This window comes from Cognataquiflexum nitidum (assembly GCF_022538055.1).
Lineage (GTDB): Bacteria > Bacteroidota > Bacteroidia > Cytophagales > Cyclobacteriaceae > Cognataquiflexum > Cognataquiflexum nitidum.
Map to the genome: position 1 here is coordinate 141,268 of NZ_JAKZAM010000003.1, position 15,731 is coordinate 156,998.

Here is a 15,731-nt window from a genome sequence, read left to right on the forward strand (position 1 = left end):
CCCTTATCCTTAATCAATCGCTCGCATAGAGTGATTATTCCATGTCCAAGGCGGATTAAGAAAGTTTCAATGCTTTCCTGACAATCTTGCCTTGTTCTTCCACATGGACTTTATTATAACCTGTGGCAGGAGAGGCAGAAGTTTTTCTGGAAATGATGTCCATTGGTATTTCTTTGTACATCATTCTCAAGATATAGTTCCAATATCCCATATTTTCAGGTTCTTCCTGCACCCATACGATTTCAGCACCTTTGTAGACTTGAAGCGCTTCCATTATCTGTTTTTTAGGGAAAGGATGCAGCTGCTCAATTCTGATAATGGCCACATCAGCTACTTTTTCTTTTTCCCTAGCTTCATCAAGATCATAATAAATTTTTCCTGAGCAAAGTATTACCCTGTTTACATTTTTGGGGTCTACCACATTGTCAGTTAAAATCTCTCTGAAACCACCTTTGGTAAACTCTTCCAAAGGAGAAACCACCTTTGGATGTCTTAACAAAGATTTGGGAGACATGACCACACATGGTTTTCTAAAATCCCAAGCTTGCTGCCTTCTCAAAAGATGGAAGAAGTTAGACGGCTCAGTGATATTGGCCACTACCATATTGTATTCTGCGGATAATTGAAGGAATCTTTCAGGTCTGGCATTGGAATGTTCAGGACCCTGACCTTCATATCCGTGAGGCAATAGCATGACGATACCGTTCATTTTTCCCCATTTGGATTCACCCGAAGAAATAAATTGGTCTATCATTGTCTGGGCACCATTGGCAAAATCCCCGAATTGGGCTTCCCAGATCGTCAGTGAATGTGGGTTGGCCATGCCATATCCATATTCAAATCCAAGGACCGCATATTCTGAAAGTAGGGAGTTATAAATATGGAACTGTCCTTTGCTGTCTTTCAGTTCTTTTAGAAAATTGTGAGGCTTGTTGGTGTTTGCATCATGAACCACAGCATGACGGTGGGAGAATGTTCCTCTCTGACAATCCTGTCCGGTGATTCTGACTGTTTTACCTTCAAGAAGAAGAGACCCATATGCCAACAATTCAGCCGCTGCCCAGTTGAGAGATTTGGCTGTGAAATACATGTCTTTCCTTTGTTTGAGCTGTACTTCTATCTGCTTGATGGGCTTGAATCCCTTCGGGATGGTAGTCAAAGCCTCTGCTACTTTTTCAATTTTATCAATAGAAACACCTGTTTCCGGAGATTGGTCAAAATCCTCCGGAGTGGATCTCCTCAATGATTGCCATTCTCTTTCAAATTTTGTGAATTGGTAAGGCAAGGGTTTTTCTTTGACCATGTTCAACCTGTCCTGGAGCAACTGTCTGAATTCTTCATCCATGACCTTGGCTATCTCCGCATCTATATCCCCTCTTTCTGTCAATCTTTTGACATAGATTTCTCTTGGGTTAGGATGCTTGGAAATGATATTATAAAGCTCAGGTTGAGTGAATTTAGGCTCGTCAGACTCATTATGACCATGTCTTCTATAGCAAACCATATCGACAAAAATGTCTTTTTTAAATTTCTGCCTAAACTCGGCTGCAATATTGGCTGCAAAAACAACTGCTTCGGCATTGTCTCCATTGACGTGGATGACCGGAGCATCTATAATTTTGGCGACGTCTGTACAATATATAGATGTCCTTGCATCGTCAAAATCGGTGGTGAAACCGACTTGGTTATTGATAACAAAATGGATGGTTCCACCGGAATTATAGCCTTTCAAGCCTGCCATTTGAGTTACCTCGTAGACAATTCCTTGGCCTGCCACCGCTGCATCACCATGTATCAAAATAGGAAGCGCTTTGTTGGAATCATTTTTATGTTGAGAATCAATTTTAGCTCTCATAAAACCAACAACAACAGGATTAACTGCCTCTAGGTGTGAAGGGTTTGGAGCGAGCTTTAGATTCACTTTCTTATCTCCTGTGGTAATGATATCAGAAGAATAACCCATATGGTACTTCACATCACCATCACCCATGGTAAGGTCCGGCTTGGCAGTACCTTCAAACTCTGAAAAAATTTGCTCATAAGTTTTACCCATGATATTGGAAAGGACATTGAGCCTGCCCCTATGGGCCATACCTATCATTACTTCCTCTACGCCATACTCAGCAGCGGTGTTGATGACAGCATCCAAAAAAGGGATGGTACTTTCGCCCCCTTCCAAGGAAAATCGTTTTTGGCCAAGGTATTTTGTATGTAGAAAATTCTCAAAAACTACGGCTTGGTTTAATTTAAAAAGGATCCTTTTTTTGGCCTCTACGCTGGGATTAAATGATAAAGCTTCTTTTTCAAACTTGGTTTTCAGCCAATCTAGCATCTCAGGATCCCTGATATAGGTATATTCAAAACCGATCGCTCCTTCATAAATTATTTTGAGTGATTCGATAAGCTTTGAAAGCTTTACTGTACCTATACCGATTTCTTTCCCTGCTTGGAATTCTGTATTGAGATCATTTTGATCCAATCCAAAATCTTCTAAATCCAAGAGGGCCTTCCTATCTCTCCTTTCCCTTACCGGATTGGTCTTTGACCTAAGGTGCGCCCTGGAGCGATATGCATGTATCAATGCCCTTACTTTGATTTCTTTGGGCAATTGCTCCATGTCCATAATCGTACCGGGCGTGAGCAATGAACCACTTACAGCTTCTTTGGCTGACTCAGAAGTTTTTGACTGAGGCAATGAATCCTGATCATCACCATATTTAGCAATAGCAAAATCAAAACCATCAAAAAAAACCTTCCAACTAGGGTCTATTGATTCGGGGTTGTTTTTATAGTCAGCATACAACTCATCGATATAAGCTACATGCGCATTGGAGATGTAAGAGAATTTATCCATCTTAATTTTTTGTATAGTACACAAATGTAAGTCAGAATAAACACTAATAAAAACCGCTTAAACGGTTTTCCAATTTCTATAAAATTTGAATAAAATAGAAGTAAATAATAAAGACTCAGAAATAAAATCAGAAAATAAAATTTGGTAATATGTGTATCCGCTTTATTGAACGTAGCCAAACAATAATTTGTAAAAAGAGCCATTAAACACCCGGTGGTCACTGTACTGACGTCTGTGGACGAGTATCCGCATTGGATACAAGCTCCTATAGCCCGACGTGCTACATTGCGGATACTCATATACGATAATCCGCTTTCATAACGCTAGCCAAATTTCATTTTTCTTAAGCTAAGAAAGCCGGGTAAACGGAAAACTTTAGACTTAAGAAGCCGATAATACCCAGGCTGTTCTGTAAGAAATCACATTCCGATAGGAAGGTAGATATCATAAAAAATAAAAAACGTCTATTAGAAACGATTGTATTCGACGTCTGCATCCATTAAAACAAAAAAAGGCTGACCCTTTTCAGGATCAGCCCTCTTAAAAGCAATACAATCTTACAGTTTAGTCAAAACAAACTCAACAGGCGCTGTGATACCACAACTTGACTGAGAATCATCAATGAACTTAACAGTGATAGATGCATCACTTGCTGGATTATAATTAGCAAGGTTACCAGGGTCAGATATCCAAGTGATACCAGGACCACCGCAACCGGCACCTGCAGATTCCAATGGCTTGATCACCTTACCACAAGAAAACTCTATGGTAAATGTCCTAGTAGTAAAGCCACCAAGATATTTTACAGTGAATCTCCTTTGCGTTCCAGTATTGCCTGCACTCAAGGTAACTACCTCTTCTACAAACCTTGTTGGATTACCGAAGAATGGATCAGCTCCACCAACAGGTTGGGTAAGTCTATACTGACCCAAACCATAACCATTAGTCAAAGGACAAACAACAGTGACGTTGTATAAGAAAGGAGAATCATAAAATAAACCTCCTTTGATATCCGCACTTGCATTGACATCATTGAAAACTCGACCAAACTTGTCAGTCAATCTCAAACGAAATTCAAATACATCACCACCATTTACTTGAGCTGGAGTAAGACCAAGTGCAGTAATCGCCTCAGCAGCAGTTACGCTGATACCGGTTCTTAAAAATTTGCTATCGCCTGTAACAGCAAAGGCTGAAGCCGGTATTTTTTTCACTTCTACATCTACTACATTGGTACCTGTACCTACCGGCACATATTGCAAGCCTACACCAGGGATAAGTCTTCTACGTCTTACCCTTACTTCAACAGATTCAATAGTTGCACCATTTTCAGCATCAACACCTTCTACGGTAATGTCAAACTTTGAGTTAGGCAAATCGAAGAAGTTAAATGAAACGCTCGTACGCGCAACAGTCCTGAGATAGGCTCCTGTATCGAAAGAGGAATAAGGAATCCTTGGCTCAACAAAGTCAGTACATGAGGTTAAAAAAACCAACATGGTGACTAACATTCCTAAACTATATTTTATCAATTTCATATTTTATCAATTTAAGGAGTTAGTTAATCCAGCCATTACCTTCAGGATTGGTATCCCAGAACACCCTTTGACCAAGATTTGGCTTTTGCGCAGGAGCATTTTTGTTGGTAACAACAAAATCCGTCGGATACAAGAAAGATCTTGGGAATAATCCCGGATCAACTACCAAACTAGGCTGCATACCATCAGGCTGACCTGTTCTTCTGTAAAGGTTGTAAGACTCTACACCATTACCAAAAAGAGACAACCAATATTCTCTACCGATGATATTCATTTTTCTGTTTGCAGGAGCAGCATCCCAATCTTCACCTACTTTGGTTAAGTAAGCTGCAACTGCTGTATCCCAAGTAGCGGTTGGATAGAAGGCAGTCACAACACTAGCTTGTGAAGAAGCAAGTGAAAATGCCCTTACAAAATCCATGTGTTTTTTGATACCATCAAGCGTTCTCTGTTTTGCATTACCCGGTACATTTAGCGTCTGAATAGCTTCAGCCACCATAAAGTCCACAAAAGAAGCCAACATGATAGGCTGAAGACCTGCACCACCCGCACCTAAAGTAGGAGAATTGACAGGAGATCCAGAGTTTTCGTCAAATCTACCACCTGCAGGATACAATCCATACATGGTTCTTTCAAAGCCATCCGGTGGAATACCTTCGTTGTTCAAGTGGTCTCTACCCCAATATCCACGACCTGTAGCAGTCATATTAGGTAAACAGAAAGGGAAACTACCTGCCAAATAATGGCCCGGAGCAATTTCACCCAGGCATCTCAATAAATCAGGATTAGTTGGGTTTCTGGTTACTTGACGATAAAGGTAATATCTAGCCCTAGGATCTTCCAATCCTTTTGCCTCAGTTAGGTTAAACATGAACCATGTGCTTTGATAGGCACCACCACCTCCACCATACTGACCAAACTTCGGCGCTCTGGAATCAGGGTTGGTTTGGCTGGTACCATATCTAAAGACAAAGTCATCACCTGCCTTTAGTAGGTTATCTTCAGCTACCAAAGCAGCAATCCTAGCAGCTGAACCACTGTTGACCAATTTGGTATTGAGATAATACTTCAATTCCAAAGTGTTTATCAATCGCTGCCATCTTGTAACGTTATTGTTATAATACAAATCCGTAGGAAGTGAAGCAGTAGCAATGGCAAAAGCCGCTCTAGCTGCTACCAATTCGTCCAATGCAACCTTATATACATCGGCCGCACTGTCTACAGTTGGCGCTAAGTCACTTGAGTTTAATGCCTTAGAATAAGGAACATCACCAAGATGATCTACCAGATGCATCAAAACCATCGCTTTGATTACTTTTCCTATGGCAACGTGTCTTGGTAATGGTCTAGCTTCCGTATTAAGTACGTTTTCAATAAATTGAATATCACTCAATATAGTAGCATAAGAGGTATTCCAAACACCGTTCAAAGCCGTAGCATTGTATGCATTTTGGTAATTCACGTTTGGTTGGGAAAGTATTCTGGTAAGGTTTGCACCGGTATTGCTAATACCTTCAAACATACCCGCATAAGACAACTGAACTTGATTGAGTACCCAACTTGGATCAGCTGTAGAAGCTGTTACCTCATTCGGGGAATCCAAAAGATCAAGGTCACAAGATGTGGCAAATACCATGGTAAATGCAACGATCAGACTATATATTTTTCTTTTCATTATAGTAAAATTTAGTGGTTTAGAATGCTAAAGTTAATGTACCACCGAATCTTCTTGAACTAGGACCAGTCACAAAGTCAAAACCTTGACCGTTACCAACACCTGTTCCCAACACGTCTACGTCAAAGTTCATGTTTGGAGGGAAGTTAAGTGCTCTGAACCAAAGGTTAGTTCCACTTAGTGCAACAGAAGCACGTTTGAAAGGAGTCTTAGAAAGAAGTGAAGAAGGAAGGTCATAACCAAATGACAATTCTCTCAATTTCACAGCTGAACCATCAAAAACGTTTGACTCATCAGCACCTACGTGATAACCATCGAAGAAATAGTTGGCAGCAGTGATCTGAATATCATTAGGAGTTCCGTCTCTCTTCACACCAGGAAGGATAAAACTGAATTCTCTATCTACTACCGGATCTTTGGTTACACCCCTTGCAAGGGTAGCAGTCACAGTGTTAGAGAAGATAATACCACCTCTTCTGTATTCCAACATGAAGTTCATGAAGAATCCTTTGTATCTCAAAGTGTTGATCCAAGAACCTGTCCATGTAGGGTTTGGATCACCCAAAATACCGATTTCAGGGTCTTCAAGGTAAGTACCGTTTGTGTCTACAATAGGCTGACCTGACTGCTCATCACGGGCAAATCTAGTACCTTTGATAATACCTAAAGACTGTCCAGGTATTGCAAAGTTACCCAAGTTGGTAAATCCTGCATATACTACCTCTTCAAGACCTTCGCCTAACTCCATAACGATATTTCTATAGGCAGTGAAATTGACGATGGTTTCCCAGCTAAATCCACTTGCAGTCGTTACCGGAGTTGCAGTACCCTGTAATTCTACACCCCTGTTTCTAACTCTACCAAGGTTAATTGTAGTATTGGTAAATCCTGTAGCAGGATCGATAGGAGTATTTGTAATCAAGTCTTTGGTATTTCTCTCATAAAGAGAGATATCAAATCTTACTTTGTTATTGAACATGGCAGCTTCAACCCCAAATTCAAACTCCTGAATAAGTTCCGGCCTCAAGTTTGGATTACCCAAAGTGTTGTTCAATGATTGAGTTTGAAACAATGCACCACCTGCATTTTGGAAAGCCCTTGAAGATTGGTTGAGGATATTTCTTGTTCTGTATGGAGTAGGAAAACCTGCAGAAGAACCAAAAGCAGCTCTCAATTTCAAATCGTTAAGTGTTGACGAATTCCAGTTGAAAGCATCAGTAGGAATGAAAGAAACTGAAGTTCCCGGATAAAGGATTCTTCTGTTTTCAGGTTCTACAGTGGAAGTCCAGTCATTTCTAGCAGAAATATTCAAGAACAAATAGTTGCTATAATCCAAAGTAGCTTGTGCATAAACACCCATTCTTCTTTCTTCTACCAAGAAGTCCATTCGACCGGCACCTAGTGGGTCAATGTTTGCAGAAGTAAGGAAGTTGGTATGTCTGAAAAGATCAAAAGCCAATTGACCTGTAGAAGAGATACCATTCTGCTGGTAGTTGTCATATCTTGAGTTACCTCCTAAGAGTGCACTGATTCCAACTTTCTCAGAAAGTGTTTTTCTCCAGTTCAACACCAAATCTTGGTTCCAGATGGTATTCTGAATGTTGATGGTTCTATAATAACCTTGTCTTACGTCCAATGTTACACCTGCACCCCCACCTTTATTGTACATAGCTTCCTGTACTTCTGTATAAGTATCCAATCCTAGACGGTAGGTTACTGAGAAGTTGTCATTGAAATCATAGTTCAAAGAAGTAGAGTTGAAGAAACGGTTTACTTCAGAGGTATTTTTGTAATTTTTAACTAACCACAATGGGTTAACTATATCATTTCCAGATCTGAAATACACTGAACTTCTATCGACAGGATTTTCGAAAGGAAGTCCGGCCAAATCTACTGATCGAGGAGTATACAAGACGTTGGCATAAGCTGAAGGAATACCGCCGTTAGGACCTGAACCGAAAGCAGCATTCACAGGAGGAGAATCCACACCTGTTCTAGCAAAGGTAAAGGAAGAATTGATGGTAAATTTCTCGCTGATCGCAGAGTTTACACCCAAACCAAAGTTATATTTAGTCAACTTGTTGCCCGGAAGGAAACCTTCGTCAGAAGTATAACCGAAGGAGGCGCTGTAGCCTGTGCTTTCACCACCACCTTGGATCTGTACCGAAGTATTGCTCACCAAACCTGTTTGAAAGAAAACCTTACTTGGGTCATCATACGCCTTGTAGTCATATCTAATAGGTGTAGTAGTAGCGTTTCCATTGGCATCTTTTTCAAAAAACTCCGGGAAGGCATTTCTGATACTCGCCAAGGATGACGCCGCTACAGGGTGATTGATCTGCAGACCAAGGTCCATTCTAGGACCGAAGTTAGAGAAGAAAAAACCCGGTTGCTGCTGGAAACCATTACCATAAACCTGTCCGAAAGTAGGAAGTGAAGCAGCCTCGTTGGTGAAAATTGACTGGTTGACAGTCACTTCAGCTTTCTTTCTCTTTTTAGAACCTGATTTGGTTGTTACCAAAATTACACCGTTTCTACCTTGGTCACCGTACAATACTGTAGCAGAAAGACCTTTCAACACAGAGATATTTTCAATGTTGTTTGGATCTATATCCAAGAAACGGCTTGAAGTGGTAGCACCACCCGAACCAAATCCTGTAGCCGCATTTGTATTGGTGTTGAAAGGAACACCATCGACAACGAACAAAGGCTGGTTAGAACCCGTAACTGAAGAATAACCCCTGATGATGATGTTTGTACCAGCACCTGAGTTACCGTTAGTAGCAGTGATGTTTACACCGGCTACTTTACCTTGAAGAACCCTTGCAACGTCAGCTTCCGGTCTGTTTTGGAGTTGTTCATCCCCTACAGTGGTTACCGCGTAGCCCAAGGCTTTCTTTTCTTTCTCAATACCGATTGCCGTTACTACCACTTCTGATAGTTGAGACGCATCAGTAGTGAGCGTTACATTGATAACGGATCTGTTACCGATTGCCTCTTCAAGGGTTTTCAAACCCACAAAAGAATAGATCAATACATTAGATCCTTCCGGTACATTAATAGAGTAATTACCATCCAAATCGGTGGTAGTACCTACTGTTGTACCCTTCACGAGGACGGTAGCGCCTGGGAGGCCCTGACCATCTTCATCGGAAATTACCTTTCCGGTAATTACCCGTTGTTGCGCCGACACCTCGATACTGAGTGTCATGGTGAAAAGCGCAATAACAAAGAGTAAAGCTTTTCTCATAAGGTATTTTAGTTTAGTTGATGTGTAAAGAAAATTTATTTCCTCCACATTTCAAAATAAGGTATTTTTCGATTTTATTGTTATTTTTTTATATCTTTTTATTTGTTTATTTATATTTTAACATATTTTAACTTATTTAAATAAGTGATGAATATTGTTAAAGTTAAATTTAAGGGTTAAAAATGATTTGTTAGGGTAAATACTTACAAAAGCAGTCTAAAAAGTCGATTATTTGGAAATCAAATTTATTTCGAACATTGAGTTTTTTTAAAATAGATTCAAGTGTCAATACACAAAATTTTATTCTGATTAAGATGAAGAAAATATTTTTACTTTTTTTAAAAAAAAATTACTTTAAATACATATTTGATATTGTATAAGGTTAATTTTTAAATATTTCATAAATATTACCGCAAAATAATGCCATAACATGAATTTGTATGGAATAGAATTAAAAAGAATGATACTTTGATTTATTAAATGTTAAAAATTTTTTATCCCTTAACGATTTAAGGTCTTTTAGATCATGTTTTTTAGAATTATCCACAGAAAAATGTATTTCAGGCTAAAATATTTACCTCGATGTTATTTTTTTTAAAATTCAAGAAAACATAGGCTCATTTTTGAGTCTTAAATCCAAAGAACAGCACAAAAAGAATCCATAGAACCACAAAATAAAATTTGGAATTGAATTCATCTCAAAGCAAGCTTTGATCAACGACATTCTGCATAAAAAAAGGATGCAGAAGGCAACCTTGGCAGCCCTGCATCCTGCTGATACCATTTTACAATGGCTATTCCAATTTAAGTATTATGTCTGCACGCATTATTGTGCGTCGCCAAACAAATAATGCTTCGATTCTGTAAGTAGTGGAAAATCGTCTAAAGACAATTATCTGTATCTATTAAGGAGTTTTTGTGCCCAACTTGCAACATTGCGTACACTCCCATCAAACCTTATCAAGGATGGTTAAAACCCTTAATCTTCCAATCAGCGGGAGAAATGTTAAAACTAATATTTAACCCTATCAAAAAGCAAACCTCACAGACAAGGCTACCTCATCCCACCAAAGGCCTCCATTGTCACTGATATTGACAGCCGGCTTCCAATCAAGTGACAAGTTGATAGGGGCATTATCAAATTTGTAATCCAAGCCAATGATGCCATCTAGGCCTACTACTGTTGAACTACTGTTTGGATCACCCCAAGGAGTGTTTCTTCTATTGGCATTCCATGTGCCGATATGTGCACCACCTCCATAAAACCACTGCAACCCTTTTACGCCATCCACGTCCTTATGCACCTCATACAAGCCTGTAATGATAAATCCCTGCCACCTTGTATAGAGAATACCTTCTATGGCTGCTCCGCTTTGGATAAAGTGCTTAACTGTTAGACCGTTTCCTGAACCGAGTCTAAGCCCGATACCGGTATTGTATTGTGCCATGGAATCATTGACAAAAGCCAAGGAAAATAATAGCGCAAGAAATAAAATCGACTTTTTCATAAATTTTCAAATGGATTTAGGTTTCAAATAAAATAATGGATGAAATAAATTAATTCTTTCAACAATTTCCATCAAAGATGGCCGAAATGATACATCTTTTCAGGTGTAATACAAATATCAAGCCCAATATCATGGGATTCAGCTGGAATTTCCTCTATCGGAGGAAAAAACGACAATCCAACCTTGATTATTTGATGATTAAAGGAAGATAAAAATTGATCGTAATATGCTTTGCCGTAACCCAGGCGATTTCCTCTCTCATCAAAGGCAAGAAGAGGAATAAGGACCATTTGAATCTTTGTATTCTCTACTACTGTAAAATCCTCAGGAACCGGAATTCCAAAAGCATCAGACTTGAATTCTCTAGATCCGGAAATTTCCAAAGTATCTAAAACTCCCGATCCGGGATTGATATATGAGGTGTACAAAATATATCCCATATGCTGCAACTTCCCGACCAAAGGGAAGGTATTGATCTCATTAAGCCGACTAATGGTAAGAAAAATATGAATATGCCTTATGGAGGGATTGATTTTTAGAAAATCCAAAACCCTTTCGGAAATCTTTTCAGAATACTCCTCTCTTTTTTCATTCGAAATCTCACGTCGCAGTTCGTGGTATTTTTTCCGGATGGTAGGTTTATCCATGTTCGAGCCTCAAAATCATATAAGAGAAATCAAAAGGATCAAATTGTTCCTGAAGCTGCTCAATGAAATCAGGTTCTTTAAGGTAAAACCTCATGAAGTTTTCAACCCGTTCCTGTGGACTCCCTCCCGGATTCATATATTCGAAGATCGCTTCCCTTTGTTTGATATTAATTTCCCATTTCCTTTCTTCCGCTTTCTTCACTTTCTCCCCCAATTGATCCAAAATCTTCAAAGCCCTGATTTTGGCAGCTTCAAAAGCACTGCCAAGGCTTTTCTCCAGATCGGCAGCAGTTTTTCCAGACTCCTCAAAAATAGACTCCAAGGCTTCTTTTTCCTTGCTTAATCTGATATCCATGGAAGCATTTTTGGAAATAAAATCCTTTTTCCACTCTTCTACTGACCCAAAGAGCGATTTATCTGAAAGCTGTAGCTTTTGGATTTTTCTTTCTATGCCCTGATCCAAGACCAGGGCAAAGTTCCTTGGCATCAAGGCAGGGAATGGAACTTCAAAATGATCAAAAATCCCCTTCAATTGTAGCCAATATACCACTTCGGCCGGTCCACCAAGATAGGCGAGATTGGGAAGTACCATTTCTTGGTAAAGAGGACGAAGGACCACATTGGGACTAAACCGCTCCGGATGTGTTTCGATCAGGTCCAATAGCTCATTTTCAGAAAATGAAATCTCCGAATTCAACACCTTATATATAGTACCGGATTTCTCGATCCTTTCCCTTATCCCTTTATCCATGTAGAAAAAATTGATCTCTCTGGGAAAAATCTGACTTTTGTATCCAAGATCTTGCAGTTTTTTTGTCCGGTTATCCGCTAGTACCTGCGGAGTATGCTGAAACAAATCCTCCTGAATGACCGGAACAAAAATTCTTTTTAATGCGTGTTCATTGCCGTCGACAATCAAAAGTCCTTTTGTTCCAAACAAATGGTGCACGTACTTTCTGACTGCCTCTGATAATTTGCCGGAGCTTTGATAGGCATCTTTAAAGAAATCAGGAACAAAACCTGACACTTCCTTAAAGTACGCTTTGAAACTTTGGTCCAATTCAAAATCTCCCACGGCTCCTGATTGATCCGATCTCCATTGGTATTTTTTACCGTCAAGTTTGAAATAGCTGATTTCATCAAAATCATGGTCTTCGGTCGCCATCCAATAAACAGGCACAAAATGCTTGTCTGGATAAGCCATATTCAACCTATCGGCAAGGTTGATCGTAGAGACAATTTTATATATAAAGTACAGCGGTCCCGTAAACAAATTTAGCTGATGTCCTGTGGTTACCGTAAAGGTGTTGGAGTCAGCCAAGGATTTAATCTGTTGATTTGTAATTTCGCTTTCCTTGATAGCTTGGTATTGTTTGATAAGAGATTCAACCAAAATCTCCCTGTGGGAATCTTTAAATTTTTTCCCTTCCATCAGTTTTTTGAAATTTCCAATTGTTGGAAATTGGTTATAAAAAGGAAAAATCTCTGGCTTTTGGTGAATATAGTCTAAAAATAAGGCCGAAAATTGTCCGGTACAATCCGGATCAACTGTGCTTTTTATCATGGATTTGGGGTTCAACGTTCTCTTTGTCGATACAAGTCAGTTTAACTTCGCAACAAATGATAAAGTTCGCATTTTTTTCCTTATTACAAGAGTGGCGATAGGATGGTTTAATTTTTTCAAAAATTGTATAACAGGGGATGGGGTTTGAAAGGGTAGATTTGTAGAGAAGTTGGGAAGGAGGAAGTTAGGAAGCAGGAAGTTGGGACACCTATAAGATTCAAAAAATGAAAAAGAAAGAAATACCAGTGACGGGGATGAGTTGTGCGGCATGTGCCCTTTCTGTGGAAAAAACACTTTCAAACAGTCACGGAGTCAAATCGGTTTCAGTCAATTATGCCAACCATGTAGCGCTACTCGAATGGGAAGAGGATGTCGTATCCTTGGAAAAGCTTCAGCAAGAAATCCAATCTACAGGTTACGACTTGATGATTGAAGATGTCTTGCAGGAGGATCTGGAAAGAATGCAGCTCGAAGCATATCAAAAACTCAGGAAAAAAACGTTGTACGCGGGCATCTTAGCCTTGCCTGTTTTCCTGATCGGCATGTTTTGGATGAATATGCCTTATGGCAATTATATCATGTGGGCTTTGACCACTCCGGTGTTGCTGGTAATGGGAAGACAGTTTTTTACCCAAGCCTGGAAATTAGCCGGAAACCGACAGGCAAATATGGACACGCTTGTCGCCCTTAGTACAGGGATTGCCTATATATACAGCTCATTCAATACCTTTTTTCCTGAATACCTTGCCGCAAGAGGCCTTGAAGTCCATGTGTATTTCGAAGCAGCCTCGGTGATCATATTCTTTATTCTATTGGGAAAAACCCTTGAATCAGGTGCGAAAGCCGGTACAGGTGCAGCACTCAAAAAATTAATGGACCTACAGCCGACTGACCTTATTGTCCTGAAAGATGGAAAGGAAATTTCCATGAAAACCGGCGAAGTCAAAAAAGGAGAGATTATATTGATCAAACCCGGCCAAAAAATCCCTTTGGATGGAAAAGTCCTCGAAGGTTCATCTTATGTCAATGAAAGTATGCTGACCGGTGAACCCCTTCCCGTCCTAAAAGAAAAAGTCGCCCAAGTTTTTGCCGGAACCATCAACAGCTCGGGAAGTTTCACCTTCATTGCGGAGCAGGTTGGAAGTGAAACTTTCCTAGCCCAGATTATCCAAAGGGTCAAATCAGCCCAAGGTTCCAAAGCCCCCATCCAAAAAATGGTTGATAAAGTGGCAGGGATTTTTGTCCCGGTGGTGTTGGCTATCGGGATAATCACCTTCTTTATTTGGGGGTTTAGCGGAATCGAAGATTCTTGGTTAAGGGGAATGCTGGCGCTGATTACCGTCTGGGTGATTGCCTGTCCCTGCGCATTGGGCTTGGCCACGCCGACAGCGATCATGGCGGCCATGGGCAAAGGCGCAGAAATGGGGATTTTGATCAAAGATGCCGAAAGCCTGGAAAAAGGAAAAACGATTGACACCTTGATTTTGGACAAAACAGGAACGATTACAGAGGGAAATCCGAAAGTAATTGACGTCATTTTCCATGAATCTTGGAATGAGTCAGACGCTGCTGTAGTCAAAGCCATTGAATCCAAAAGTGAACATCCCTTGGCAAAAGCCATTTCAGGATATTTTGAGAAAGTTAATTTAGGAAGCAATATCACTGAATTCGAAAGTGAAACAGGAAAAGGAGTGAGTGCAAAATCCGGGGATGACATCTACCGCATCGGCACCATGAAGTGGCTCTCCTCCTTCAAAATAGAATTGACCGGAACGCTTCTGGTACAATCCAACAAAGCCCTCGTGGAGGGAGCGATTGTTGTATTTGTGGCAAAAAACATGGAGCTGGTTGCAATTTTCAAAATAGCAGATCCTATCAAAACCACTTCTATAAAAGCAATTGCCGAATTGAAGCAAATGGGCATCACCATCCATATGCTCACGGGAGACCAAACCAAAACCGCAGCATGGGTAGCCAAAGAAACAGGCATCGACCATTTCAAAGCGGAAATGTTGCCTCAGGATAAAGCGGCTTACCTCAAGGACTTGCAGTCACAGGGAAAACATGTGGCTATGGCCGGCGATGGAATCAATGACAGCGAAGCACTCAGCTTGGCAGATCTGAGTATTGCCATGGGGAAAGGAACTGATATTGCGATGGAAGTCGCTGAGGTGACTTTGGTACATTCGGACTTATCTCAAATCCCAAAAACACTTCATCTGACCAAAAAAACAGTCAAAATAATCAGTCAGAATCTCTTTTGGGCTTTTATTTACAATATTATCGGAATACCTGTTGCAGCGGGTATCTTATACCCAGCATTCGGATTCCTGCTCAACCCAATGATCGCCGGGGCTGCCATGGCACTCAGTTCGGTCTCAGTAGTCACCAATAGCCTCAGATTAAGAAAATAAAAATTTCATTCAACAAGCAAACCGCATTATTACCAGTTGTTGTTTTGGGAGGCGTCACCCTGAGTGAAGCGAAGGGTCTCTCCTAAAGTAAATGAGATCCTTCACTCGTACCTCCTTCAGGATGACGGAGAAAACGGTGTCCTTTTCATGTCGGTATATTTTATTTAATGTTTACTCGAAATGAAAGGGTGAAGTCTTTTTACAAGATTGCGTCTTCTGCTTCTTCGTTGTTATTCATTCTTCTCTATTAATTGAGAATTTTAACCCTTGCTCCCTGATTT

Annotated in this window: 8 protein-coding genes; 1 reads left to right on the forward strand and 7 read right to left on the reverse strand. The window is 40.2% G+C overall.

Features of this window, described 5'->3' with window-relative positions:
* Positions 1-55: 55 nt before the first annotated feature.
* The 7 genes from MMU07_RS02940 to bshC all read right to left on the reverse strand — a co-directional run bounded on the left by MMU07_RS02940 (position 56) and on the right by bshC (position 13,036).
* A complete protein-coding gene (locus tag MMU07_RS02940) occupies positions 56-2,854 on the reverse strand; it encodes a 2-oxoglutarate dehydrogenase E1 component (protein ID WP_241124341.1) in 2,799 nt (932 codons plus the stop codon).
* A gap of 557 nt (positions 2,855-3,411) precedes the next feature.
* Complete coding sequence (locus MMU07_RS02945) at positions 3,412-4,392, reverse strand: hypothetical protein (RefSeq protein ID WP_241124342.1); 981 nt, start codon at positions 4,390-4,392, stop codon at positions 3,412-3,414.
* A gap of 19 nt (positions 4,393-4,411) precedes the next feature.
* Positions 4,412-6,067, reverse strand: coding sequence for a SusD/RagB family nutrient-binding outer membrane lipoprotein (locus MMU07_RS02950; protein ID WP_241124343.1), 1,656 nt, complete (start codon positions 6,065-6,067; stop codon positions 4,412-4,414).
* Positions 6,068-6,086: 19 nt separating this feature from the next.
* On the reverse strand, positions 6,087-9,317 hold the full coding sequence (locus MMU07_RS02955) for a SusC/RagA family TonB-linked outer membrane protein (protein ID WP_241124344.1): 3,231 nt from the start codon (positions 9,315-9,317) through the stop codon (positions 6,087-6,089).
* Between the two features lie 1,028 nt (positions 9,318-10,345).
* A complete protein-coding gene (locus tag MMU07_RS02960; RefSeq protein ID WP_241124345.1) occupies positions 10,346-10,825 on the reverse strand; it encodes a hypothetical protein in 480 nt (159 codons plus the stop codon).
* Positions 10,826-10,896: 71 nt separating this feature from the next.
* On the reverse strand, positions 10,897-11,472 hold the full coding sequence (locus MMU07_RS02965; RefSeq protein WP_241124346.1) for a 5-formyltetrahydrofolate cyclo-ligase: 576 nt from the start codon (positions 11,470-11,472) through the stop codon (positions 10,897-10,899).
* Positions 11,465-13,036 carry a bacillithiol biosynthesis cysteine-adding enzyme BshC gene (gene bshC / locus MMU07_RS02970; RefSeq protein WP_241124347.1) on the reverse strand — a complete coding sequence of 524 codons (1,572 nt, stop codon included), beginning with the start codon at positions 13,034-13,036 and terminating at the stop codon, positions 11,465-11,467. The genes MMU07_RS02965 and bshC overlap by 8 nt, the downstream gene beginning before the upstream one ends.
* Before the next feature lie 224 nt (positions 13,037-13,260).
* On the opposite strand from bshC, the gene MMU07_RS02975 reads away from it, so the two are divergent.
* Entirely contained in the window at positions 13,261-15,450 is a 2,190-nt protein-coding gene (locus tag MMU07_RS02975) for a heavy metal translocating P-type ATPase (protein WP_241124348.1), read from the forward strand.
* Positions 15,451-15,731 lie beyond the last annotated feature (281 nt).

Bases quoted from the DNA above. Each gene is read 5' to 3' on its own strand.
- MMU07_RS02940 (WP_241124341.1), bottom strand. From the start codon at position 2,854: ATGGATAAATTCTCTTACATCTCCAATGCGCATGTAGCTTATATCGAT.
- MMU07_RS02945 (WP_241124342.1), bottom strand. From the start codon at position 4,392: ATGAAATTGATAAAATATAGTTTAGGAATGTTAGTCACCATGTTGGTT.
- MMU07_RS02950 (WP_241124343.1), bottom strand. From the start codon at position 6,067: ATGAAAAGAAAAATATATAGTCTGATCGTTGCATTTACCATGGTATTT.
- MMU07_RS02955 (WP_241124344.1), bottom strand. From the start codon at position 9,317: ATGAGAAAAGCTTTACTCTTTGTTATTGCGCTTTTCACCATGACACTC.
- MMU07_RS02960 (WP_241124345.1), bottom strand. From the start codon at position 10,825: ATGAAAAAGTCGATTTTATTTCTTGCGCTATTATTTTCCTTGGCTTTT.
- MMU07_RS02965 (WP_241124346.1), bottom strand. From the start codon at position 11,472: ATGGATAAACCTACCATCCGGAAAAAATACCACGAACTGCGACGTGAG.
- bshC (WP_241124347.1), bottom strand. From the start codon at position 13,036: ATGATAAAAAGCACAGTTGATCCGGATTGTACCGGACAATTTTCGGCC.
- MMU07_RS02975 (WP_241124348.1), top strand. From the start codon at position 13,261: ATGAAAAAGAAAGAAATACCAGTGACGGGGATGAGTTGTGCGGCATGT.